This is a genomic window from Verrucomicrobiia bacterium (genome assembly GCA_035495615.1).
GTDB lineage: Bacteria > Omnitrophota > Omnitrophia > Omnitrophales > Aquincolibacteriaceae > DATJFP01.
The window spans coordinates 25,788-46,594 of record DATJFP010000011.1 but is presented as its reverse complement, the minus strand read 5'-3'; the positions used below and the strand labels follow the sequence as shown (position 1 = coordinate 46,594).

The 20,807-nt window shown below is 57.8% G+C and carries 23 protein-coding genes and 1 tRNA gene; 18 read left to right on the top strand and 6 right to left on the bottom strand.

The features are described 5' to 3' along the window. Positions 1–8: 8 nt before the first annotated feature. The 10 genes from VL688_01165 to VL688_01120 all read left to right on the top strand — a co-directional run bounded on the left by VL688_01165 (position 9) and on the right by VL688_01120 (position 7,032). Positions 9–782, top strand: coding sequence for a hypothetical protein (locus VL688_01165; protein ID HTL46649.1), 774 nt, complete (start codon positions 9–11; stop codon positions 780–782). A gap of 16 nt (positions 783–798) precedes the next feature. After that, a complete protein-coding gene (locus VL688_01160) occupies positions 799–1,395 on the top strand; it encodes a nucleotide exchange factor GrpE (GenBank protein ID HTL46648.1) in 597 nt (198 codons plus the stop codon). A 53-nt stretch (positions 1,396–1,448) separates the two neighbouring features. Continuing rightward, entirely contained in the window at positions 1,449–2,567 is a 1,119-nt protein-coding gene (gene dnaJ, locus VL688_01155) for a molecular chaperone DnaJ (protein ID HTL46647.1), read from the top strand. A gap of 3 nt (positions 2,568–2,570) precedes the next feature. Further along, entirely contained in the window at positions 2,571–2,963 is a 393-nt protein-coding gene (locus VL688_01150; GenBank protein ID HTL46646.1) for a VanZ family protein, read from the top strand. Between the two features lie 53 nt (positions 2,964–3,016). Then, on the top strand, positions 3,017–3,442 hold the full coding sequence (locus VL688_01145; GenBank protein HTL46645.1) for a thioesterase family protein: 426 nt from the start codon (positions 3,017–3,019) through the stop codon (positions 3,440–3,442). 232 nt (positions 3,443–3,674) lie between these two features. Then, positions 3,675–4,691 (top strand): NAD(P)H-dependent glycerol-3-phosphate dehydrogenase, encoded by a 1,017-nt coding sequence (locus VL688_01140; GenBank protein HTL46644.1) that lies wholly within the window; start codon positions 3,675–3,677, stop codon positions 4,689–4,691. A gap of 89 nt (positions 4,692–4,780) precedes the next feature. Further along, positions 4,781–5,053 (top strand): HU family DNA-binding protein, encoded by a 273-nt coding sequence (locus VL688_01135; GenBank protein HTL46643.1) that lies wholly within the window; start codon positions 4,781–4,783, stop codon positions 5,051–5,053. Positions 5,054–5,144: 91 nt separating this feature from the next. Next, a complete protein-coding gene (locus VL688_01130; protein HTL46642.1) occupies positions 5,145–5,861 on the top strand; it encodes a class I SAM-dependent methyltransferase in 717 nt (238 codons plus the stop codon). A gap of 165 nt (positions 5,862–6,026) precedes the next feature. Then, positions 6,027–6,851 (top strand): mechanosensitive ion channel domain-containing protein, encoded by an 825-nt coding sequence (locus tag VL688_01125; protein ID HTL46641.1) that lies wholly within the window; start codon positions 6,027–6,029, stop codon positions 6,849–6,851. Positions 6,852–6,957: 106 nt separating this feature from the next. Next, positions 6,958–7,032, top strand: a tRNA-Pro gene (locus VL688_01120). Between the two features lie 250 nt (positions 7,033–7,282). Here VL688_01120 and VL688_01115 read toward each other — a convergent pair. Next, positions 7,283–7,933: a DUF6629 family protein gene (locus VL688_01115; GenBank protein ID HTL46640.1), complete on the bottom strand. Its 651-nt coding sequence runs from the start codon at positions 7,931–7,933 to the stop codon at positions 7,283–7,285. A gap of 217 nt (positions 7,934–8,150) precedes the next feature. Between VL688_01115 and VL688_01110 the strand changes: the two genes are divergently transcribed. Further along, the gene (locus VL688_01110) at positions 8,151–9,545 is read left to right on the top strand and encodes a PP2C family protein-serine/threonine phosphatase (protein HTL46639.1); all 1,395 of its coding nucleotides are present in this window, start codon (positions 8,151–8,153) and stop codon (positions 9,543–9,545) included. A 102-nt stretch (positions 9,546–9,647) separates the two neighbouring features. On the opposite strand, the gene VL688_01105 is transcribed toward VL688_01110, so the two are convergent. Further along, positions 9,648–9,869, bottom strand: coding sequence for a hypothetical protein (locus VL688_01105; GenBank protein HTL46638.1), 222 nt, complete (start codon positions 9,867–9,869; stop codon positions 9,648–9,650). A gap of 226 nt (positions 9,870–10,095) precedes the next feature. On the opposite strand from VL688_01105, the gene VL688_01100 reads away from it, so the two are divergent. The 3 genes from VL688_01100 (at position 10,096) to VL688_01090 (ending at position 14,746) form a co-directional block, all read left to right on the top strand. After that, the gene (locus tag VL688_01100) at positions 10,096–11,007 is read left to right on the top strand and encodes a response regulator (protein ID HTL46637.1); all 912 of its coding nucleotides are present in this window, start codon (positions 10,096–10,098) and stop codon (positions 11,005–11,007) included. 158 nt (positions 11,008–11,165) lie between these two features. Next, a complete protein-coding gene (locus VL688_01095) occupies positions 11,166–13,634 on the top strand; it encodes an MMPL family transporter (GenBank protein ID HTL46636.1) in 2,469 nt (822 codons plus the stop codon). 128 nt (positions 13,635–13,762) lie between these two features. Further along, a complete protein-coding gene (locus VL688_01090) occupies positions 13,763–14,746 on the top strand; it encodes an aldo/keto reductase (GenBank protein HTL46635.1) in 984 nt (327 codons plus the stop codon). Between the two features lie 18 nt (positions 14,747–14,764). Here the strand turns inward: VL688_01090 and ligD (VL688_01085) are convergent, their stop codons facing one another. The 4 genes from ligD (VL688_01085) to VL688_01070 are packed head-to-tail and all read right to left on the bottom strand — an operon-like array spanning position 14,765 to position 16,924. Beyond that, on the bottom strand, positions 14,765–15,721 hold the full coding sequence (gene ligD / locus VL688_01085) for a non-homologous end-joining DNA ligase (GenBank protein ID HTL46634.1): 957 nt from the start codon (positions 15,719–15,721) through the stop codon (positions 14,765–14,767). Then, positions 15,699–16,043, bottom strand: coding sequence for a hypothetical protein (locus VL688_01080; protein HTL46633.1), 345 nt, complete (start codon positions 16,041–16,043; stop codon positions 15,699–15,701). The genes ligD (VL688_01085) and VL688_01080 overlap by 23 nt, the downstream gene beginning before the upstream one ends. Positions 16,044–16,062: 19 nt before the next feature. Continuing rightward, positions 16,063–16,362 (bottom strand): hypothetical protein, encoded by a 300-nt coding sequence (locus VL688_01075; GenBank protein HTL46632.1) that lies wholly within the window; start codon positions 16,360–16,362, stop codon positions 16,063–16,065. Positions 16,363–16,381: 19 nt separating this feature from the next. Then, on the bottom strand, positions 16,382–16,924 hold the full coding sequence (locus tag VL688_01070) for a hypothetical protein (protein HTL46631.1): 543 nt from the start codon (positions 16,922–16,924) through the stop codon (positions 16,382–16,384). Positions 16,925–17,238: 314 nt separating this feature from the next. Here VL688_01070 and ligD (VL688_01065) point away from each other — a divergent pair, with 314 nt between their 5' ends. Genes ligD (VL688_01065) through VL688_01050 form a run of 4 tightly spaced genes read left to right on the top strand, consistent with a single transcriptional unit; the run spans position 17,239 to position 20,753 of the window. Then, positions 17,239–18,234: a non-homologous end-joining DNA ligase gene (gene ligD / locus VL688_01065; GenBank protein HTL46630.1), complete on the top strand. Its 996-nt coding sequence runs from the start codon at positions 17,239–17,241 to the stop codon at positions 18,232–18,234. Then, positions 18,231–19,184: a non-homologous end-joining DNA ligase gene (ligD, locus tag VL688_01060; protein ID HTL46629.1), complete on the top strand. Its 954-nt coding sequence runs from the start codon at positions 18,231–18,233 to the stop codon at positions 19,182–19,184. Before ligD (VL688_01065) ends, ligD (VL688_01060) begins: the two co-directional genes overlap by 4 nt. Beyond that, positions 19,168–20,046, top strand: a complete 879-nt coding sequence (locus tag VL688_01055; GenBank protein ID HTL46628.1) for a Ku protein — start codon at positions 19,168–19,170, stop codon at positions 20,044–20,046. Before ligD (VL688_01060) ends, VL688_01055 begins: the two co-directional genes overlap by 17 nt. Then, a complete protein-coding gene (locus VL688_01050; GenBank protein ID HTL46627.1) occupies positions 20,043–20,753 on the top strand; it encodes a DNA polymerase ligase N-terminal domain-containing protein in 711 nt (236 codons plus the stop codon). The genes VL688_01055 and VL688_01050 overlap by 4 nt, the downstream gene beginning before the upstream one ends. Positions 20,754–20,807: the final 54 nt, after the last annotated feature.

Genomic DNA, 20,807 nt, shown 5'->3' with positions numbered 1-20,807 from the left:
ACTCTGGTATGAAAAAACCCATCACGCCGAGACAAGAGCTGATTTTAAATTCCCTCGTCGAAACGCACATCGATACCGCTGTGCCGGTCGGGTCCCAGGCCCTGCGCGGACGCTGCCGCATCACGGCTTCGCCCGCGACCGTGAGAAACGAGATGAGCGCGCTCGAGGAAATGGGCTACCTCACGCATCCGCATACGTCTTCTGGCCGCATTCCCACCGACCAAGGCTACCGGTATTACGTGGACCATTGCCTCGGTTTGAGCGAAGCTCCGGAACGCGTCGTGAAAAAATGCGAGGACGACCTGTTTGAACTGAGCAAGGAAACGCCTGATCCCATGAGCTTCGTGGAAGAGGCGCTGCGCCTTCTTTCGACGTTCGTCCGCGAGGCCGGCCTTGCGCTTTACGAAACCTCGGGGCGCGAGACGCCGCACGGCGGCGCGAAAGTTTTCATGCAGGGCTCCAGCCACATTCTGGAAAAACCCGAATTCCGCGACTGGAATAAATTACAGACGCTTTTCCGTGCCTTCGAAGAAAAAATGGAACTGATGGCGTCCATTCAGAGCCAGCTTCTCGAGCAGGGTGTTTCCATCCGAATCGGCCGGGAAAATCAGGTAGAGGCCCTCCGGGGCTGCACCGTGATCGCGGCGCAGTATTCGATTTCCGGCCGGCAGAAAGGCACTCTGGCCCTGGTGGCGCCGACGCGCGTAAAATATGCGCATGCCGTTCCTCTTCTCAAAAGCGTCGCCTCTTTGATGGGAGCCATCCTGGACGAAAAATTCTAGTTTTCGAGGCAAGGACATGACCCGCGTGGACCACAAGAACCCAAAAGACAAAACTCAGGAAGAATCCCAGGAACCGAAAGACGCTTCCCCGGATTCGGTCGTGCTTTCGAAAAAAGAGTACGGCGAGATGACGGCCCGCCTGCGCGAGCTCGAAGATATGAAGGACAAGCTCCTGCGCTCCGCCGCGGATTTTGAGAACGCGAAAAAAAGACTGGCCCGCGAAAGGGAGGAATTCATCCGCTTCAGCCAGGAGAACCTGCTCAAGGGGCTCCTGCCGGTCCTCGACAATTTCGAGCGCGCCATGGCGCACGTGGAGCTTCCGGCCTCGGGTTCCTCCAAGGAGCTCAAGGGCGTCATTTCGGGCATCGAGATGGTTTACAAGCAGCTGATGGACGTCATGAAAAGCCAGGGGCTGACCAAAGTCCAGGCCCTGGGCGAACATTTCGACCCGCACAAGCATGAAGCCGTGGCTTTCAAGGAAGAAGAAGGTAAAGACCAGGAAGTTCTCGAAGAGCTTGAGCCAGGCTATATGCTGAACGGCCGGCTCCTCCGCGCGGCCAAAGTCCGCATCCGTGTGGCGCCCTCCTCCGGCGCTCAAGGCGAATCCGAGTAAAGGGGCCGGTCTTCTCTCCATGTTCATCCTCTCATTCCTCGTGAAAGTCCCTTATGCCGAATAAAAGAGATTACTACATTGTCCTCGGTGTTCCGCGTTCCGCGACGGCCGATGAAATCAAGAAGGCGTACCGCAAGATCGCCATGCAGTTCCACCCCGACCGCAACCCGGGCAATGCGGAAGCGGAAGAAAAATTCAAAGAAGCCGCGGAAGCCTATGCCATCCTGAGCGACCAGGAAAAGCGCGCGCAATACGACCAGTTCGGGCACTCGCTCGGCGGGCAGGGGTTCCAGGGCTTCGAAGGATTCGCGGAGAATTTCGGCGGGTTTGGCGACATCTTCGGCGACCTGTTCGAGGATTTTTTCGGCGGCGGAGGACGCGGCGGCGGGCGGCGCCCGCGGCGCGGCGCGGACCTTCAGATCGGCATGCGCATTACGCTCGAAGAAGTCCTGAAAGGCAAGGAAACCGTGCTCGAGATCCCGCGCCTGGAAACCTGCGGCGAATGCGCCGGAAGCGGCGCGGCCAAGGGTTCCAAGAAAACGCCTTGCCGGGATTGCCAGGGGCAGGGCGAGGTGCGGGTTTCCCAGGGGTTTTTCACGCTCCGGCGGACCTGCCCCACGTGTCAGGGAGCCGGCGAAAAAATCGAGAAGCCATGCACGGAGTGCCGCGGCCAGCGGCGCGTCAAGAAAACGCGCAAACTCAATCTTAAAATTCCCGCGGGCATCCACTCCCAGGCGCGCCTCAAAATCACCGGCGAAGGCGAAGGCGGGGAGCAGAGCGGCAGAAGAGGAGACCTCTACGTCCTGATCGAAGTGCAGCCGCATGATTTTTTTGAACGCAAAGACGAGCACCTTTATTGCGAACTGCTCGTCCCTTTTACGACCGCCGTGCTGGGCGGGGAAGTCCAATGCCCCACGCTGACCGCAAAAGCAGCGCTCGAAATTCCCGCGGGAACTCCGGCCGGCAAGATCCTCAAAATTAAAGGTGAAGGCGTGCCCTCGCTTCAGGCGGCACAGGTCCGCGGCGACCTTTACGTGCGCGTCGAGATCGACGTGCCCTCCAAAGTTTCCAGTGAGGAAAAAAAGCTGCTCGTGGAATTCGCCCGGCTGCGGGGCGACAAAGTCCAGACTAAAAAGAAAGACCTGTTCGAGCGTCTCAAGGAATCCTTTTAGCCGATGGGCGCATCGCGCTTCTGCGAGTCCCCGCGTTTTTCCCGCGCTGTTTTCGCGCTTTACCAGATTCCCGTTTTTGTCCTTTCCCTGCTGCGGGGCGACCGCCTTCCGCCTTACGTCCTGGATATGAATGACAAATTCCTGCACGCCATGGAATTTGGATTGTTTTTCCTTCTCGCCGCGAATGCCCTCCGCCATTCACGCAGCGCTTTTTTGAAGGCCCGCACGACGGCCGTTGCCGTGTCCTGGACGCTTGCTGTCGGAGGGCTGATCGAGGTCCTGCAAGAACGCGTTCCTGGGCGCACCGGGGACGTGGCGGACTTTATCGCGGACGCGGCCGGTGTAGCCCTGGCGTATGCTGCGATGCGCGTTCTGCGCTCGCGGCGCACCGCGTAAAAGCCTGGCACCGCCCTGGGATTGATGTAAAATACGCTCGCAAAGGAGAGCCCGTGAAATATTACGATTACGAATACCGCGTCCGTTATGCCGAGACCGACAAGATGGGCATCAGCTACCACGCCAATTATCTTGTGTGGTTCGAGGCCGCGCGCACGGAATATTTCCGAGTCCTCGGCCTGCCTTATACGGACTGCGAGAAAAAGGGCCTCTTCCTTCCCGTCGTCGAGGTCTACGCTAAATACTACTCGCCTTGCACTTACGACGACCTTATCATCGTGCGCACGAGCGTCAGCGACATGGGCGGCACGACCCTGCGTTTCGAATACCAAGTCCTGCACAAGGAAACTTCCCGGCGCATCGTGACCGGACATTCGCTTCACGCGTTCGTCGACGCGCGCATGAAACCCGCGCGCGCTCCCGAAGAAGTTCGCGGCGCCATCACGCTGCATTCCCTTCTCCACAAGCCCGCCCGGTAGCGTCCGCGCATTTCGCGCGGGCAATCCAGATGAAAAGCAAGAAATTTTATAAGAATTCCCAAAAACATTTTGCGTTCGCGAGAAATTTTCTTAGAAATTGTTTTGACATCGGTAATTTCCGTGCTAAATTACGCGATACGTTTGCCGGCCTTGCGACACAAGGGCCGCAACGCGGTGCGTCCCGCGCACCGCGGGGAAGTCAACCCGTTTAACTTGATTTGGATTTTTTTTGATGAAGGGAAAATTCAAAATCACGGTGCTGGGTGACGGAGGGTGGGGGACGGCGCTTGCCGTAGTCGGTGCGCGCAAGCACAACGACGTCCTTCTGTGGTCCGCGTTTCCAGATTACGCGGAAGTTCTCCGCCAGAAGCGTGAAAACGTGAAGTTCCTGCCGGGGGTCAAACTCCCCGAGAGCATCAAAATCACCTCCGACCTCAAGGAAGCCCTGTCTTTCGGCGAGATCGTCGTTCTTGCCATTCCCACGCAGTTCCTTCGCGTCGTGCTGCACAAGGTGCGCGAGCACGATTATAAGGGGAAAGTCTTCGTTTCCGTAGCTAAGGGGTTGGAAAAGAAGACCTGCCTTCGCCCGTCGCAGATCATCTATTCTATTCTGGGCAATCAGACCCAGCTTGTCGTAATTTCCGGCCCTTCGCACGCCGAGGAAGTGGCCCGCCACATGCCGACGCTCGTCGTGGCCGCCAGCGACAACGCCAAGAATGCGGAAAAAGTCCAGGACGCGTTCATGGACACGTTTTTCCGCATTTATTCCCAGACCGACATCATCGGCGTCGAACTCGGCGGCGCGCTTAAGAACGTGATCGCCATTGCCGCCGGCGTATGCGACGGGCTGAAGTTCGGCGACAACTCCAAAGCCGGCCTGATTTCGCGCGGCATCCTGGAAATGATGCGTCTGGGCATCCGCCTGGGCGCGAATCCCAATACCTTCTACGGCCTTTCCGGCGTCGGCGACCTGGTCACGACCTGTTTTTCGCCGCATGGCCGCAATCTCCGCGTGGGGCGCGAGCTTGGAGCGGGCAAGAAAATCGCCGACATCCTGAAGGGGATGGAAATGGTGGCCGAAGGCGTGGACACGGCGCAGAGCGTGCACCAGCTTTCCAGGGAATTGGATCTCGACCTGCCTTTGATGGGCGAAGTCTATAACCTCGTTTTCGAAGACAAGGAGCCGAAGAAGGCTGTGTCCGATCTTTTGAACCGCGATGCGCGGGAAGAATTGAAACAGTATCGTTAATGGCGCGTGAGCGTCTCCGGTAGGTAAGAGGTTGAGTACCATCCGGCCTCTTATTTGGTGCAAATAAAGTAACGGGAGGGGGTGACAACATGAACAAGCAACAACTCGTAGCTGAAGTCGCGAAGAAGAGCAGCCTTTCCAAGGCCCAGGCCTGGAAAACGGTCGATGCTACTTTCGACGCGATTAAGGGTTCCCTGAAAAAGGGTCAGAAAGTTTCTCTGATCGGTTTTGGAAGCTTCCTCGTTCGTAACCGCAAGGCTCGTACGGGACGCAACCCGAAGACCGGGGAAACGATCAAGATCAAGGCCCGCAAAGTTCCTGCTTTTTCCGCGGGATCTTCGCTGAAAAACGCTGTGAAGTAATCGTATTACAGACCCGAAGGGCGGACCGGTTAAAAGCCGGTCCGCCCTTTCAGGTTCCGGAAGGTTTCAGGTTTCGCTTCAAGGAGTTTCGATGCGTTGTCCCAACTGCAAACGCCCTTTTTTCTTTTTGTCGGACCCCGGCCCGGGGCAGGAAAAAACGGGACAATGCAGCAAATGCCGCTTCCGGGCCGAGGCCCAGCTGCCCTCCTACGATTCTTACCATGAAGACCTCTACCCCGACCGCTATAAGCGGGACGTCAAGACCGATCCCCAGATCAAATTTATTTTCGATCACCTGAAAATCCGCGAAGGCGAGCGCGTTGCCGATCTCGGCTGCGGCGTGGGCGATTATACGCGCGCGATCTCCGGGCTGACCAAGAACGTGACCGGCTACGATTTGAGCGTGGACGCGGCGCGGGAAAAATATCCGGGCCTCGAGTTTGTCCAGGCCGACTTCCAAAAGACCCTGCCCATCCCGGACGGCGCCGTCGACAAGGTCGTTTCGGTCAGCGTGATCGAGCATCTTCCCGCATGGGGCTTTTTCCTGCAGGAATGCCGGCGCATCCTCAAGCCCGGAGGGACGATTGCCTTGACGACCTGCGACCGGGATTTTTTCCTGCACGATTTCCATTATGATCTGACCCACCTCCAGGAATGGACGCTCCGGGAATTCGAAGCCCTTGCCGGCAAGAGCTTCGAAAAAATCCGGGCGGAAAAAACCTGCTCCATGTTCAAGTACTATCCGGCCAATTGGATTTTCTGCCGCGCCGTCAAACCGGACCTGACTTTTATCGGAAGAAAGGTCTGAGAGATTTTTACGGCGTTCCGGCCGCAAATCGTGTCCCAGGTCCTTGGGTCACGCGGAGATAGGCCTTCCTTCGCGAAAGGCCGTCCTGTAAGGGATTTCCATTGCCCGGACCGGGATTTGCCATTAAAATACGGGCCGCATTCGATACTGTAAAAGGAGATACTCATGCAAGAAACCGCTCAAAAACTTGGAGAATACCTGGCCCTCTACGGGGTCAATATCCTGGCTGCCGCCGCGATTTTCTTAGTCGGGAAATGGGCGGTCGGGCTGGCCGCGCATCTGCTCGAAAAGGCGCTGAACGCCGCCAAGGTCGATGCCACGGTTGCCCGGTTCGCCAAAAATCTCTCTTACATTGCCGGGCTTACCTTTGTGGCTCTTGCCGCGCTGGCCCGGATGGGCATTGAAACGGCTTCTTTCATTGCCGTACTCGGCGCCGCGGGCCTGGCGGTTGGCCTTGCGCTCCAGGGATCGCTTTCCAATTTTGCGGCCGGCGTGCTCATCGTGCTTTTCAAACCCTACAAGGTGGGCCATGCCATCGAAGCCGCGGGCATCACAGGCACAGTCGAGGAAGTCCAGATTTTCGACACGGTCCTGAATACCGCGGACAACGTGCGCATCATCATCCCGAATTCCCAAATTATGGGGAATACGATCAAAAATTATTCCTGCAACCCGCTCCGCCGCGTGGATCTTGTTTTCGGAGTGGGATATTCGGACGATCTCAAGAAAGTCCGCGACGTGATCGAACAGGTCCTCCTGGCCGACTCGCGCGTGCTTCGAAATCCGGCGCCTCTGATTGCCGTCAAAGAGCTTGCCGCGTACAGCGTCAATTTCGCGGTGCGTGTTTGGGCGAAGGCCGCCGATTATTGGGACGTTTATTTTGCCCTGACGGAAAACATGAAGCTGGCGTTCGACAAGAACGGCATTACCATCCCGTTCCCCATGACCGACGTCAGGGTCCTTCAGCAAAGCGCCTCGACAAGCGTTTAAATGTCACCCGCTTTCCGGCCGGGCAGCGGCCTTATTGCGGGGGGTGACATTTCTGCCGGAATTTGCTAAACTTCTTAACCCTTCAAAGCCGTTGAACTCCTCTTATCGGGGCGTAGCGCAGCCTGGCTAGCGCACACGCTTGGGGTGCGTGCGGTCGGAGGTTCAAATCCTCTCGCCCCGACGATTGCAATGGCCGGGCCACAATTGGCCCGGCCATTTATCTTTCAGGCGAGAGGATTTGAAGGGAGTCCCTGAATAGAAACATGACTTAATGTCATGTTTCTAGGGACGGGCGGCGACCGGGAGCGAAGCGGACGGCGCCAAAACTCTCGCCCCGACCATATAGAAACCCGGAGGGCATTCGCCCTCCGGGTTTTTTTTCTTGCCCACCATTTTGTTTGGAGTCAACTCTGCTCTTGAAGAAAAGCCGTCTATCCTGCCACGGCTTCAGCGGGGCGGTGCAGCCAACGGAGAAAAAAATAAATGCCGATGCTCAGTAGGGCGGCAAAGAAACACCACACCGAATCAAAGGTCACCCAATACATGTAACGCGAAATCGCGGCAAAAATAATGTTCAGCACTCCCAAGGTGCGCACGCCTTTATAACTGGAAAAAAGATAAGGCGCATAGGTCGCGCCTAGATAAAGAAAGCCCACAAAATTAGCGAATTTGTGGATGTGATATTGAATGCTGTGGTGCACCACGGTAACATGGTGGTCATAGTGGAAAATAAACCAAAGCATATAACACGCGGTTGCGATTCCTATTGGAATAAAAACGGACAGTATCCGTTGGTTTTTCTTTTGAGTTTCCAAAAGGTAAATGCCCAGAGGGGAAATAAGGGGCCAGACCAAATAGGCAAAGAAAAGAAACAAGGCTGCCAAAGGCTTTCTCCATTGTTCGAGAGGCCCATCGTTTACGCCCAGCCATAGCAAGCCTTCAATGATTTGCTGAACCGCGAAAGCAAGAGGGAACGCCGCAAAAAGCAGTTCTTTTTTGGATCGGGTGGTTTTGAGGGTGGCGGTGCCGGCTGCAGTCAAAAGAGCGCCGCTCGTAAAACTTGCCGTGGGTCCGAAGCACATGGGAGCAACTTTATCACAAGGGCTATATTTATTTAAGTAAAAATATTCTTGAAGGGCCTATTCGGATTTGGTTTCGCGCCGGATAGGACTTGTGCATCCCGCACAAAAAATGTGGGTCAGAAAAAACAGGCGAAGACCTCATTTCGAACTCAGTCTTTCCTGCCCGATACATAGGTTTACAAACGGATACAAAGGCCGTATCATTCGAGAACCCTAAATGCTCCCTTGGATCTCCAAAATTCCGGAAGACTATAAGAAGGAATTCGAACTCCGCCGCGCCGCGTGCATGCGGTCCTGCCTGCGTGTCCTGTGCGTTTCCGTGGCCTCGCTTTTCTCCGCGGCCGTGGCGTTGTCGCTTTACGTGAATAGGGAAGATTCAGTCGGGAAGCGTCTGGCCCTTGCCGCTTACATTGTTGCGACCTGCGGGCTGGTTTTCAGGAGCGCGCCGCGCACCACGCGTCTCACGTCGCTCCGTTTGATGGGCCTTTTCGTGACCTGCGTGATCCTCTTTGCAATCGTCGAAGGCCCGCCGAATGATCCCGGCTCATACGCCTATGCCGGCGTCATGATTTCCATGATTGCCATTGTCCTTCTCATGCCATGGACGTTCGGCGACAGCGTCTTCATCATCGCGCTTCATTTTTTCGCGTGGATGATGTACTACATCAGCCGGGATTTCAGCCTGATCCATCTTCCCGCCACGATTTTCGGCACGCACCCTCTGGTCAATGGACTCGCGTTCATTTCGATTACGGCGATCCTGTGCCTCATCATCCGGCACAACGACAACCGGCTCGATGAAACCAATTTCCTGCTGTTCAAGGACGTGGAGAGCCGAAAGGGTCAGATGGAAAGGGAGCTCGAGCTGGCGGCTCGCGTCCACAACACGCTGCAGCCCCGGTCTTTTACGAGCGAGAAAATGGACGTGTTCGTTTCCTACCGTCCGGCCAGCCTGATCGGCGGGGACTATGCGCAGTTTCACCAATCCGACGGGCGCAGGCTCACGTTTCTGATCGGGGACGTGACCGGGCACGGCGTGCCCGCGGCGCTCATGGTCAATCGCCTGCATGTGGAATTCGAAACACTGGCGCGGGAGCACGGAGGGCCGGGCATGATCCTGAAGAAGATGAATGATTTCATCCTCTCGGATTTCAAGGAAGTGAACATGTACCTTACCGCTTTTTGCGGCACGGTGCTGTATGACGAGAAAAAAATCCTTTATTCGAACCATGGGCATCCGCCCCAGCTTCTCTACCGCGTGCGCCAGCGCCAGATCGTGGACCTTTCGCCGCATGCCACGTGGCTGGGCATCCATGACGGCCAGGAAAGGATGCACGAGACGGAAATTCCCTACGAAGAAGGGGACCTTCTTTTCCTTTTTACCGACGGCGTGCTTGAAACGCGCGACGCGGCCGGCGAGATTTACGGCAAACAGCGGCTCAAAGAATTCCTGATCCGCAGCCTCGACCTGGATCTTTCTGCCCTTCACCGCGAGCTCATGCGGGAACTTTCCGACTACAGCCGGAACGCCTTCAAGGATGACGTGTTCATGGTCTCCCTGAAGCCGCGCATTTCTGCCGGCGAGGCGCTGCCCGTTTCCCGGGGCGCCTGATTCCCTTTAAATCCAAAGCGCGCCGGGAAGGCTCAGCCGCGTCTGATCCATGAAAGGCCGCCCTGCCCGAAGGCAGGGAACGGCTTTCATGAATCTATGGAATTACATGGCGCCGGAAGACGCCGTGCCGCCCGTCGTGCCGCCCGTGTTGCTCTGGCTGGCACCCGTGGACATGCTTCCGGACTGGCCGCTCGTGGGAGCGCAAGCGCTGGTCTTCTTATCCCACTTCTGGCCGGAAGGACAATTCTGGCTATTGTCCGCAGCAAAAGCATTCATCGAAAACACCATCCCCATCACCGCAATCAAAAATGCTGCCTTTTTCATGATAATCCTCCTTGTTGGTAATGTGCGGCAGGATAAAGGATTCCCAAGAACTCAGGCATCGGGCTTTTGAGCAATTAACCCTCGGGGCGGCTTCGCGTTTAAAAAGAGTTTTTGGATGAAAGAAAAAAGAGGCGGATCGTTATAGCGGAAGTAGGGTAATTCCCAAATTTGCTCCGGCGTGCAAATAAGAGCAGAATCGCCTTGCTGCCTGTACTATAATCAAATCATGAGCGACCATTCCAAGGGTTCATCGCCTGACGCCAAAACTTCCTCCCGCAGCCGCCTGCTGCTCGTGGACGACAAGCCTGAAAATCTTATCGCCCTCGAAGCGGTGCTGGCCTCGGATTACGACCTTGTGTTTGCCAATTCCGGACGCCAGGCCCTCGAGCTGCTCAGCACCACGGAGGTTGATGTCATCCTGCTCGACATCCAGATGCCCGTTCTCGACGGCTATGAAACGGCGCGGCGCATCAAGCTCATCGAGCGGTGCCGGAACACTCCCATTATTTTCATCACCGCGATCTATACCGAGAATCCGCACGTCAAAAAAGGATACGAAGCCGGTGCCCTCGATTTTTTTACCAAGCCGTTCGACCCCGACATTCTGAAAATGAAAATCGCTGTCTATGCCTCTTTCCGGCAGAAGCACGCGCTTCTGAAAGAAAGGGAAATGAGGATCCGGGAATCGGAAGAACTGCTCAAGGCCGGGCGGAAGCTTGCCGCGGTTCTCGAAAGCCTGCCCATGGGCGTCATCATCGCGGACGTGGATGGACGGGTTCTCCAGACAAACGAAGCCGTTTCGAAAATATGGAAATCCACGGAGGTCCTGGAGAAGGACGCTTACGGCGACTTTCTCAAGTGGTGGGAAAGCGGCGGCCAGGTCATCAAGCAGGCGTTTGATCAGGCACTCACGAAAGGCGCGGCCACGCACAACCAAATCCTTCTCATTCAGTGCTTCGACGGCAGCGCGAAGACCATTCTTACCTCGGTTTCGCCCTTGCGCCGTCTCGACGAGAAGATCGTCGGCGCCGTGGCGGTGATTCAGGACATTACCCAGCACAAAAAAATCGAAGAAGATATGGAACAGCGCATCCTGAAGCTGATTTCCCTCGGCGTTGAATTCGAGCACGCGACTTAAGATCCTCCGCAAATCCCGACAAACCCTCCGGAATTTTCCCGCAAGTCCTGCTTTTTTTTCCGGTGCCGCAGCGAGATTAAACCCTACAATTAACGGGGGAAGGCCCCATGGTGCTTCCGCCGCCGCCCTTTTATATTGGTGAGCAGACGGAGAACATCGTGGACGAAAAAAAATCTTATTCTTCGGGCTTGGGATTCGCGCGCCGCCAGGGACAGTTTGTGTCCCGGCACGCCGCGGGCATCGTCCTCGCGCTGGCGCTTCTCAGCGCGGCGGCCTGGCCGCTGGCCTCGGGGCTGGGGCTTCACGCCAATTTCATGGACCTTCTGCCCGCGAACACGAAGAGCATCATGGACCTCAAGGCGCTGAGCGCCCGCGTCGGAGGTTCCAGTTATCTGATTGCGGTCATCGAATCGCCCTCCGAAGAGGCCGCCCGCGCCGCGGCCGGACGCTTCGCCGAGCGCGCAGCCTCGCTGGAAGGTGTCGGCTATATCGATAACCGCGCCGTTGCCCCGGAATTCCAGAGCCGCAAGCTTCTCTTTCTTTCCCTCGAAGGCCTTCAAAAGCTAAACAAAGATCTGAAGGACCTCGCCGGTTATTACCGCCGCAAGAGCAACCCGCTTTTCGTCGATTTATTGCAGGAAGAGCCGCCCTCCCTGGATTTCCATTCTTATCCGCTCGAGGAGGAAGTCTCGAAGATCGCGGGCTATTCCGGAAAGCGGGGCGGCGAGGCCATGCAGGTCGTGCTGATAAAACCTTTGCATCCTCTGAGCGACTTCGAGCGCTCGGAAAAATTATTCGCGAGGGTCCGCGCGGCCTTCGAAGAAGTGCGCGGCGAAGACGAAGCGCCGGTGACGCTGACGCTCAGCGGCCCCTATCTGGTCCGGTACCAGGAATATCAAACCATCAAGAAGGACCTGCAGAGGACGAGCCTTTTGTCCGCGGCGCTGATCATGCTGATCATGATTGCCGGATTCCGCAACGTCAGGTCGATTTTTTACATCTCAATTCCGCTTGGGATCGGCATGCTGTGGACCTGCGCTTTTGCGAAGCTGTGCGTCGGCTACCTTAATCTCATCTCGGGATTCCTGGTCGGGATCCTTTTGGGCATGGGCGTCGATTACGCGATCCATCTCAGGATCAACCTTGATTTTTATTACCGCAAGACGGGAAGCCTGCGGCAAGCCGTGGAAGAGACCTACGCGGAAGTCGGTAAGCCGATTTTCACGAGCTGCATGACGACGGCGAGCGCTTTTTTTACTTTGGCGATCAGCCCGTTCGAAGGCTTCCGTCAATTCGGCATCATTTGCGGGGCCGGCATCATCCTCGCTTTCCTGGCGGTTTTTTACGGCGTGCCGGCCCTCACGATGCTCGGCGAACAAAAATTGCCGCCGCTCCGCCACGGAAGGCCGGCCGAGCACAAGCTGCGCGTGCCCGGGGGGCTGATCGGAGCGATCCTCGCGGCGGGAATTGCCTTTACGGTTTATTCGGCGGCGCAATTCCGCCACCAGGCTTTTGATTATAATTTCGAAAACCTCCAGGCGCGCGACGAGGCGAACCGTCTGTCGCGGCGTATTTACAAGAACATGGGCGTGGAACTTTCGCCCGCGGCCTTCATCACCCCGGACCGTGCCATGGCGGTCGAGCTTGCCGGGCAGATCAACGACTATATCAAGACGCATCCAGACACCACGTTCCATTTCGCGGCTTCGGTCATGTCGCACGTGCCGCGGCATCAGGTGGAAAAAATCCTGCTGCTCGGCGGCATCGACTCCATGCTGCAAAAGTACGCGCCTCTCATCGCCAAACAGGATCCCCAGGTCAGGCAGCAGGTCGACATGCTGAAAGAGCAGCTCCATCCCGGGCCTTTCGGCCTAGACGAGGTTCCCGAAGGCATCCGGCGGCAATACGAAGACAAGGACGGGCAAATCTCGGTGGTCTTTGTTTATCCGCGCAAGGAAATCCTGGACGGCCAGGTGGCGAAGCGGTTCATCGCCGAGATGAGGCAGCTTCCGGTCCCGCCCGGCGTCACGCTCGCGGGCGAGGCCGTGATCTACGCGGAAATCCTGACACTCCTCGAGCGCGACATGCCGCGCGCCATGGGGCTCAGCCTGCTTCTGGTCGCGCTCGTCATTTTCGTCCAGTTCCGGCGGGTTTCGGATTTGATCTGGGTGCTGCTGCCCGTAGCCCTGGCCTTTCTCTGGACGGCCGGCATGATGGTCCTGCTCAAATTTAAATTCAATTATCTGAACGTGGTCATTTTGCCCAGCCTGCTCGGCGCGGGCATCGACAACGGCGTTTACATCTTTTATTCCTACAAGGAAAAAGGGGACAAGAGTTTCCTGGAGGCGCTGATGCACACGGGAAAAGGCGTTTTTCTTTCGTCGCTCACGGCCATTGCCGCGCTGGCCAGCCTGCTGATCGCGCAGCACCAGGGCATGGCCTCCATGGGCAAGCTCGGCGTGCTGGGATTCACGGCGTGCTTCCTGACGTCGATGTTTTTCGTCCCGGCGCTGATCACGGTGCTGGAACAAGGGCGGACGGCCGGAGATTTCTTCCGTTCCGCGTTTGCGCCTTTCGCGAAAAGGCAGGACGCCTTTTACAAAGACAAGCGGCGCACCGCCGCGTAACTCCGCGCGGCCCTTCTCTTCTTCCGGCCGAAAGCCGCGCTTGAACTTAACGTCAAAAAAAGGCAAAATCGCGGGAAGAACAGCGTTCGCCTTTCCTGCATTCTAATCTTAAATCATGCGAGGATTTTATGGAGCGGGTCGATCTCGGAAAACAGGGCCTCAAAGTATCGCGCCTGGGCCTGGGCTGCATGGGTATGTCCGACTTTTATTCGGGCGCCGGCGATGAACAGGAATCGATTTCCACGATTCATCTGGCGCTCGAGCGAGGCCTCGATTTTTTCGATACCGCGGACATCTACGGGCCGCATAAGAACGAGATTCTCGTGGGAAAAGCGCTGCGCGGGCAGCGCAAAAAGGCGGTGATCGCCACGAAGTTCGGCGTGCTGCGCGATCCGGACGGGACTTTCAAGGGCGTCTGCGGGCGGCCCGAATACGTGCGCAAATGCTGCGACGCCTCGCTGCAGCGGCTGGGCACCGATGTCATCGATCTTTATTACCAGCACCGGGTCGATCCGCAGGTGCCGGTCGAGGAAACGGTGGGAGCCATGGCGGATCTGGTCAAAGCCGGCAAAGTTCGTTACCTGGGATTGTCCGAGGCCGCACCCGAAACCCTTCGCCGCGCGCATGCGGTGCATCCCATCACGGCGCTTCAGACCGAATATTCGCTGTGGAGCCGGGAGCCGGAAAGCGAGATCCTGCCGGTGTGCGAGGAGCTCGGCATCGGCTTTGTCGCGTACAGTCCGCTCGGAAGGGGCTTTCTCACAGGACAGATCAAAAAGCCCGAAGACCTGCCCGAAGACGATTACCGCCGCCGTTCGCCGCGCTTCCAGGGCGAGAACTTCGAAAAGAACCTGCAGCTGGTCAAGAAAGTGGAAATCCTGGCGCGCGGAAAGAAGATCACACCGGCGCAGCTGGCCATCGCGTGGGTGATGGCGCGCGGCGGGCACGTGGTCCCGATCCCCGGCACGAAAAATCGCACGCGGCTCGAAGAAAACCTTCAGGCCCTCGAAGTCCATCTGACCGGGCAGGAGATGGACACGCTCGACCATATCGCGCCGCATGGTGTTGCCGCGGGTTCCCGCTACCTCGACATGAGCGCCGTCAACCGCTGACCGGCATGAGGAACGGAATCAGGCCGCGGCCCGGTGCTCGCCGGGCAGCTCCTGCCGGAGCGCCAGCACGGGCTCGAACAAATCTCCGGACCTCTCCGCGCGATCGATCACGTCTTCCGCTTCGAAATCCAGCAGCGCGGGATTTTTTTTCGCAAGGCAGGCTTCGACTTCTTTCCACGTGACGGGCGCGGAAGCCCAGGGTTTGGCTCTTGCCCGCAGAGAATAAACGCAGCATGTGGTTTTGTGCTCGTCGTTCTGCGACCAGTCCACGAAAATTTTCCCCGGGCGTACGGCCTTCGCCATGACGGACGTGACTCTTTCCGGATCATGCTTTTCCAGCGTGAGCGCGACCGAGCGCGCGAAATTTTTTGTCTCCTCGAAAGTCGCGCGCGTGTTGAGGGGAACGTAGAGGTGCAGGCCTTTTCCGCCGGAGACTTTGGGGAAACATTTCAAACCCAGTTTCTCGAAAAGGCCTTTCATGCGCAGGCCGATCTCGCAGCAATCCACGATGTTGGCCGGGGCCCCCGGGTCCAGATCGAACGCCACGCAAGTCGGCACGTACAGGCTGTCCGCGGTATAGAGAAAGGGATGAAGTTCGATCGATGCCAGGTTTAGGACCCACACAAGCGCGGCCGTACCGTCGATGTACAGGTATTCGATGGGCCGCGGCTTGTGGCGGCTTTTAATGGAGACGGTCGGGACCCAGTCGGGGCGGTAGAAGGGCGCTTCTTTTTCGTAAAAAAAATCGCCGGACGTGCCTTCGGGATATCGCTTCAGGGTCAGCGGACGGCGGGACACATGGGGCAGAAGATATGGCGCGGCTTTCACGTAATAGTCGATCATTTCCCCTTTGGTAAAGCCCGCGGGATAGAAGGGCTTGTCCAAGTTGGAAAGCTCGAGGGTGCGGCCTTCGATTTTAACCGTGACCGAAGTGCGGCGTCTCGTGCCGCGCTCAGAAGGTGCTGATCGTGTCATTCATGTGAGTCCCGGCGCCGCCGCCCAGCGTGGAACTGCCGGAAGTCGTCGCGCTGGACCGTTCGCCGGTATTGAGGTCGTTGCCGGCAGCGGTTTGAAAAGTTCCGGTGTCGGCTTCGATCACTCCTTCGCCGCCCTTGTGAAGCCGCAGGCGCGCGCTTTGTTTGAACTCCAACGCTTTTTCCGACACGCAGCGCGCCGTGGCCGGTTCCAAAGCCTGTCCCGGGGGACAAACCGCGGGCTTGGGCGCGGCCGCTTCCGCTCCCTGCGCCAGGGTAAGACTCAAAGCTATTGCCGCAGCGTAAAAGAAGAGATGCTTCATGACCGCCTCCGCGCTATTTTTAGATATTGCCCTGGCTGATGTCCTGGCCGGTAAGGGCCGGACCCGTTGCCGTATGAAGGGAACCGTTGCCGCTCCCGCCTTCGGGCATATCCGCGGTACCGCCGGCATCTCCGAGCCCGTCGGCCGTCGACGTGCCGGTCACCGCCGTATTCGCAGTCCCCAGCCCTGCATTTCCAGGCGCAGGACGGCAGCCTCCCGTGGATTCATTAAAGACCATGGCCGAAGGGCAGGTGTCGCTTCCTGCATGAAGCCCGCCCGTCATCACGGCGCTCAAAATCACAAGCAAGGTGAGAATCATAAAAATTTCCCTTTTCATTTTAGTGCGAGCCCGAGCTGCCGCCGGCCGAACTGGAAGCATTCAAAGTGCCTCCGCCGGTCACCGTGGGCGCGCCGGAATTTCCAAAACTGTCCGTTGTCCCGCCGAACGTCGTGCCGCCGGTCATACCGGGCGTCGCGCCCGTGGAAAGCCCCGTGGCTCCGGTCGCTCCGGTGGTTCCCGGAAGGCCGGTGATGCCGCTGACCGAAGACGTGGATCGGCTCGCAGGAACTCGGGTCGCGGATCCTGAGGTGCCGGCGTCCGCCTGTACGGAAGACGAGAGATTGTGCGTGTTGGCGGTCGTGCCGAGGCCGGTGCCCGCATTGAGTCCGGTTCCCGTAGTCCCGACCGCGGGGCTGTTCAATTCCCGCGAGAGATTGCCCGTCGTCGTGCTGAGTCCCGCGTTGCCGCTGATGGAAACGCAGGCGGCGGTCACGTTGTCGAACATCTGGCCCGACGGACAGCTGTTGTCCGCACTCGACTGGGCCGCGGCATAGGAAATAAAGCTGGTCGCCAAGAGAACCAAAAAGATAAACAGTTTCATAAATTTCTCCTTTCGTCGAGAAGCTTAAGAAAAGTTCAGACGGTCACAGCCTACCCCAGCGCGGGCTGCGGGAGAATCCGGGTTCCCGAGAAAAAAAGTAAGCAATCCCGCCGCCTTATTTTCGGAATATGCCTTAAACCAGAACTGCCAAGTTCCGACGCCGGATTCCGACGGTTTTTTACTCCTCATGCCTAGGCCCGCGTCATCCTTCTTCCCGGGTAAGACACGGCCCGACGCGATAAAGGTGCTTTCTTGCCTTGTCCAGCCGGCAGGAAGGCTTTTAAAATAGAACCATTCTCCCCGGAAAGGACAGCATGCCGACTCTTCGAACTTCTCCCAGACGCGCGCGCGGCGAATCTTTGCCGCAGTTTATTCCGCCCATGCTGGCCGTGCTTTCGGAAATGCCGGAAAGAGACGGCGGATACGGCTACGAATTCAAATGGGACGGCTACCGCGCCCTGCTGCGGTGGGACGGCAGCGTGCTGGATTTCCGCAGCCGCAACAACCTCAGCGTGATGGAAAGGTTTGCTCCGCTTGCGTGCATCAAAAAAGTTCTCGGGCGCCGGCCGCTGATTCTGGACGGCGAAATCGTGGCGCTCGACGCGAAGGGAAATTCGAATTTCAGCCTGCTGCAGCGGCATGGGCTTCAGGCGGCCTCGCTGGTCTACATGGCGTTCGACCTGCTTTACGCGGGAGAGCGAAGGACCACAGGACTCCTTTATACGGAGCGCCGCAAGCTGCTGGAGGCGCTGCCGGGCAAAGGCCCGTGCTGGATGATTCCGCCCTGGTCGGACAGCGGCGAAGACCTTTTCCGCAAGGCTCTCGAGAGAGGGATGGAAGGGATCATGGCCAAGAGGCTGGACAGCCTTTATGAATCCGGCGGCCGCTCGGGCGCATGGCGCAAGATCAAGATCACCGGACGGCAGGAATTCGTCGTGGGAGGATGGACGTCCGGCAGCGGCATGCTGAAAAATTCGGTCGGCGCCCTGCTTTTGGGATACTACGACTCGTCCGGCGAAAAAGCGCGGCTGCGGTATGCGGGAAACATTGGCACGGGTTTCGCTCTCGATGAAAGGGCCGCGCTCAAAAAATGGCTGGAGGCCAGGGCCTCGGCGCAGAACCCGTTTTCGGAACCGGTGCCGGACCGCGACGCCCGCTTCGTGACGCCAAAGCTCGTCATCGAAGTGGAATTCCGCGGATGGACGCACGGCGGCCGCGTGAGGCAGGGCGTTTTCAAAGGCGTGAGGACGGACAAGAAACCCGGCGAAGTAGTGCTGGAAAAAACGGTGCCCGAGGAGAAAGCGGCATGATCACCAAAAATGCGCCCGTCGAAGTCAAAGCCGGCGGGAAAAAAATCAAGCTCTCCAATCCCGGCAAGCTCATGTATCCCGGCGCGGGATTCACGAAATCCGACGTCATCCAGTATTACACGACGGCCGCTCCGGCCCTGCTCCCGCATTTGAGAGACCGGCTGCTCACGCTCAAGCGCTATCCGGAAGGCGTGAAAAAATTCTTTTTCTACGAAAAGCGCTGCCCCGAGCACCGGCCGTCGTGGATCAAGACCAAATGCGTGAAAAGCAAGCAGGACAAGGCGCCCCTCTCGTACTGCGTGATCGACTCGCTGGCCGGACTGATCTGGGTGGCCAATCTTGCTTCGCTGGAATTTCATACGCTTCTCGGCACGGTCCGGAGCGTGGACAGGCCCACGATGATGGTCTACGACCTGGACCCGGGGCCGGAAGCCTCGTTCCGGGACTGCGCGGAAGTGGCGGGGCGGCTCGGTGAATTTTTCGACGGCCACGGCCTTCGCTTTTTCGTGAAGACCTCCGGAAAACGCGGGCTTCATTTTTTAGTTCCGCTGAATACGCCCGTGACGTTTGCGCAAACCAAGGCTTTTGCGCGCCGCCTCGGAGAGCGTTTCGAGCGCGAGGACCCCGGCCTTGTGTCGACCCAGATGCGCAAGGACAAGCGCAGGGGAAAGGTGTTCGTCGACTGGAGCCAGAACGACAATCACAAGACCACCGTGTGCGTCTACTCGCTCCGTGCGACGGAGATGCCGTCGGTTTCCATGCCGATTACCTGGGCGGAGGTGGAAGCCCTGCGCAAAGGCGCGGACCCGGCGGCTTATGCGTTCGGCCCGCAGGACCTTGCCGGACGCCTTAAAAAACACGGCGAGCTTTTCGCGCCGGTCCTGACGATGAAACAAAAACTGCCGCGGGCTGCGTTCGAAAAAGGAGGAATCCATGAAGACGAAACATAAAAAACCCAGAAGCGAAAAGAAAGGGCATGGCAGCGAAGAAAAAAGCGAGGGCCGGAAAAAGAACCGCCTGCCGCGGTCCATGTGGAGCGGTTCCATCAGTTTTGGCCTCGTGAATGTGCCCGTCCAGCTTTACAGCGCGCTGCACATCAAGGACGTGCATTTCCACCTGCTGCATGCCAAGGACAGCTCGCGCGTGCACGAAAAAATCGTCTGCAATGCCGAGGAAAAAGAAGTGCCGCGTTCGGACCTGATCAAAGGTTATGAGGTGGCGCCGGGACAGCACATCGTCGTGAAGAACGAGGAGATCGAAAAGCTCGCGCCCAAGGCCACGCGCAACATCGAGCTCTTCCAGTTCATCAACTTGACGGAGATCGATCCTATTTATTTCGAGAAGCCTTACTATCTCGTGCCGGAAGAGAACGCGAAAAAATCTTATTCCTTGCTGCTGGAAGTCATGCGCCGCACGCAGCGAGTGGGCCTGGCGAAACTCGTCATGCGCAAAAAGGAATATCTCGCGGCGATCCGGCCCTATCAGGATTACCTGTGCCTCGAGACCATGCATTTCGCGGACGAGATCGAAAAGCCCAAGGAGCTGGAAGGGCTTCAGCCCGTGAAGGTGAACGAACGTGAAATCAAGGCCGCAACCGAGCTCGTGGAATCACTTTCGGAGCCGTTCGAGCCGAAGAAATTGCACGATGATTTCCGCGAGCAGCTCGAGAAGCTCATCGAAACCAAGGCCAAGGGCCAGGAGATTCACGTGTCGCCCGAAGCCGAGGAAGAAAAACCTGAAGTCGTGGACCTGCTCGCAGCGCTCGAAGCGAGTTTGAACGAGAGCAAGAATAAAAAGAAAAAGGCGGCATGATGGCGAGTCGCGCGAAAAAGACGGGCCGGACCCGGAAAAAGCCGCAAATGGTTTCGCGTCTGGCCCCTTACTGGAAAAAAAGATCCTTCAAGATCACGCCGGAGCCCGAAGGCAAGGCGGAACGGGCCGGATCGTCCCAACATCCGCCGCTTTACGTGATTCAAAAGCACGACGCCACGGCGCTGCATTATGATTTCCGGCTCGAAGCCGAAGGCGTCCTGAAATCCTGGGCGGTTCCGAAAGGACCGTCGATGGACCCCTTGGTCAAACGCCTGGCCATGCAGACCGAGGACCATCCGCTGGAGTACGCGCGCTTCGAAGGCATCATTCCGGAAAACCAATACGGGGCCGGGCCGGTCATCGTCTGGGACCTGGGCTTTTATGAAAATCAGACTCACGACAAGTCCCGGCCTCTGACGCTGGAAGAGGGAATCGAACGCGGCCACATCCGGTTCAAGCTCAACGGGCAGAAGCTGCACGGCGTTTTTGCGCTGACGCGCGTGGGAGCGGACCGGCGCTCCTGGCTTCTGGTCAAAATGAAAGAGGCGTCTTCTTCCGGAAAAAAAGATCCGGTCAAAGCCCTGCCGCGTTCGGTCCTCAGCGGAAAAACGATAGCCGAAATGGCCCAAAAACCCGAGGCTGTTTGGCAGTCCCGCAAAAAATCTTCGGGCCGGAAAACGGCTCCATCCCACCGCAAAGCGGCTTGAGCCGCTAACCCCTGTTCCCGGCAATGTTTGCCGTCAGACCCTCCGTTTCCTGTG

Excerpts from the sequence above, each read along its gene's own strand:
- VL688_01165 (HTL46649.1), top strand. The coding sequence starts at position 9 with ATGAAAAAACCCATCACGCCGAGACAAGAGCTGATTTTAAATTCCCTC.
- VL688_01160 (HTL46648.1), top strand. The coding sequence starts at position 799 with ATGACCCGCGTGGACCACAAGAACCCAAAAGACAAAACTCAGGAAGAA.
- dnaJ (HTL46647.1), top strand. The coding sequence starts at position 1,449 with ATGCCGAATAAAAGAGATTACTACATTGTCCTCGGTGTTCCGCGTTCC.
- VL688_01150 (HTL46646.1), top strand. The coding sequence starts at position 2,571 with ATGGGCGCATCGCGCTTCTGCGAGTCCCCGCGTTTTTCCCGCGCTGTT.
- VL688_01140 (HTL46644.1), top strand. The coding sequence starts at position 3,675 with ATGAAGGGAAAATTCAAAATCACGGTGCTGGGTGACGGAGGGTGGGGG.
- VL688_01135 (HTL46643.1), top strand. The coding sequence starts at position 4,781 with ATGAACAAGCAACAACTCGTAGCTGAAGTCGCGAAGAAGAGCAGCCTT.
- VL688_01130 (HTL46642.1), top strand. The coding sequence starts at position 5,145 with ATGCGTTGTCCCAACTGCAAACGCCCTTTTTTCTTTTTGTCGGACCCC.
- VL688_01125 (HTL46641.1), top strand. The coding sequence starts at position 6,027 with ATGCAAGAAACCGCTCAAAAACTTGGAGAATACCTGGCCCTCTACGGG.
- VL688_01115 (HTL46640.1), bottom strand. The coding sequence starts at position 7,933 with ATGTGCTTCGGACCCACGGCAAGTTTTACGAGCGGCGCTCTTTTGACT.
- VL688_01110 (HTL46639.1), top strand. The coding sequence starts at position 8,151 with ATGCTCCCTTGGATCTCCAAAATTCCGGAAGACTATAAGAAGGAATTC.
- VL688_01105 (HTL46638.1), bottom strand. The coding sequence starts at position 9,869 with ATGAAAAAGGCAGCATTTTTGATTGCGGTGATGGGGATGGTGTTTTCG.
- VL688_01100 (HTL46637.1), top strand. The coding sequence starts at position 10,096 with ATGAGCGACCATTCCAAGGGTTCATCGCCTGACGCCAAAACTTCCTCC.
- VL688_01090 (HTL46635.1), top strand. The coding sequence starts at position 13,763 with ATGGAGCGGGTCGATCTCGGAAAACAGGGCCTCAAAGTATCGCGCCTG.
- ligD (HTL46634.1), bottom strand. The coding sequence starts at position 15,721 with ATGACACGATCAGCACCTTCTGAGCGCGGCACGAGACGCCGCACTTCG.
- VL688_01080 (HTL46633.1), bottom strand. The coding sequence starts at position 16,043 with ATGAAGCATCTCTTCTTTTACGCTGCGGCAATAGCTTTGAGTCTTACC.
- VL688_01075 (HTL46632.1), bottom strand. The coding sequence starts at position 16,362 with ATGATTCTCACCTTGCTTGTGATTTTGAGCGCCGTGATGACGGGCGGG.
- VL688_01070 (HTL46631.1), bottom strand. The coding sequence starts at position 16,924 with ATGAAACTGTTTATCTTTTTGGTTCTCTTGGCGACCAGCTTTATTTCC.
- ligD (HTL46630.1), top strand. The coding sequence starts at position 17,239 with ATGCCGACTCTTCGAACTTCTCCCAGACGCGCGCGCGGCGAATCTTTG.
- ligD (HTL46629.1), top strand. The coding sequence starts at position 18,231 with ATGATCACCAAAAATGCGCCCGTCGAAGTCAAAGCCGGCGGGAAAAAA.
- VL688_01055 (HTL46628.1), top strand. The coding sequence starts at position 19,168 with ATGAAGACGAAACATAAAAAACCCAGAAGCGAAAAGAAAGGGCATGGC.
- VL688_01050 (HTL46627.1), top strand. The coding sequence starts at position 20,043 with ATGATGGCGAGTCGCGCGAAAAAGACGGGCCGGACCCGGAAAAAGCCG.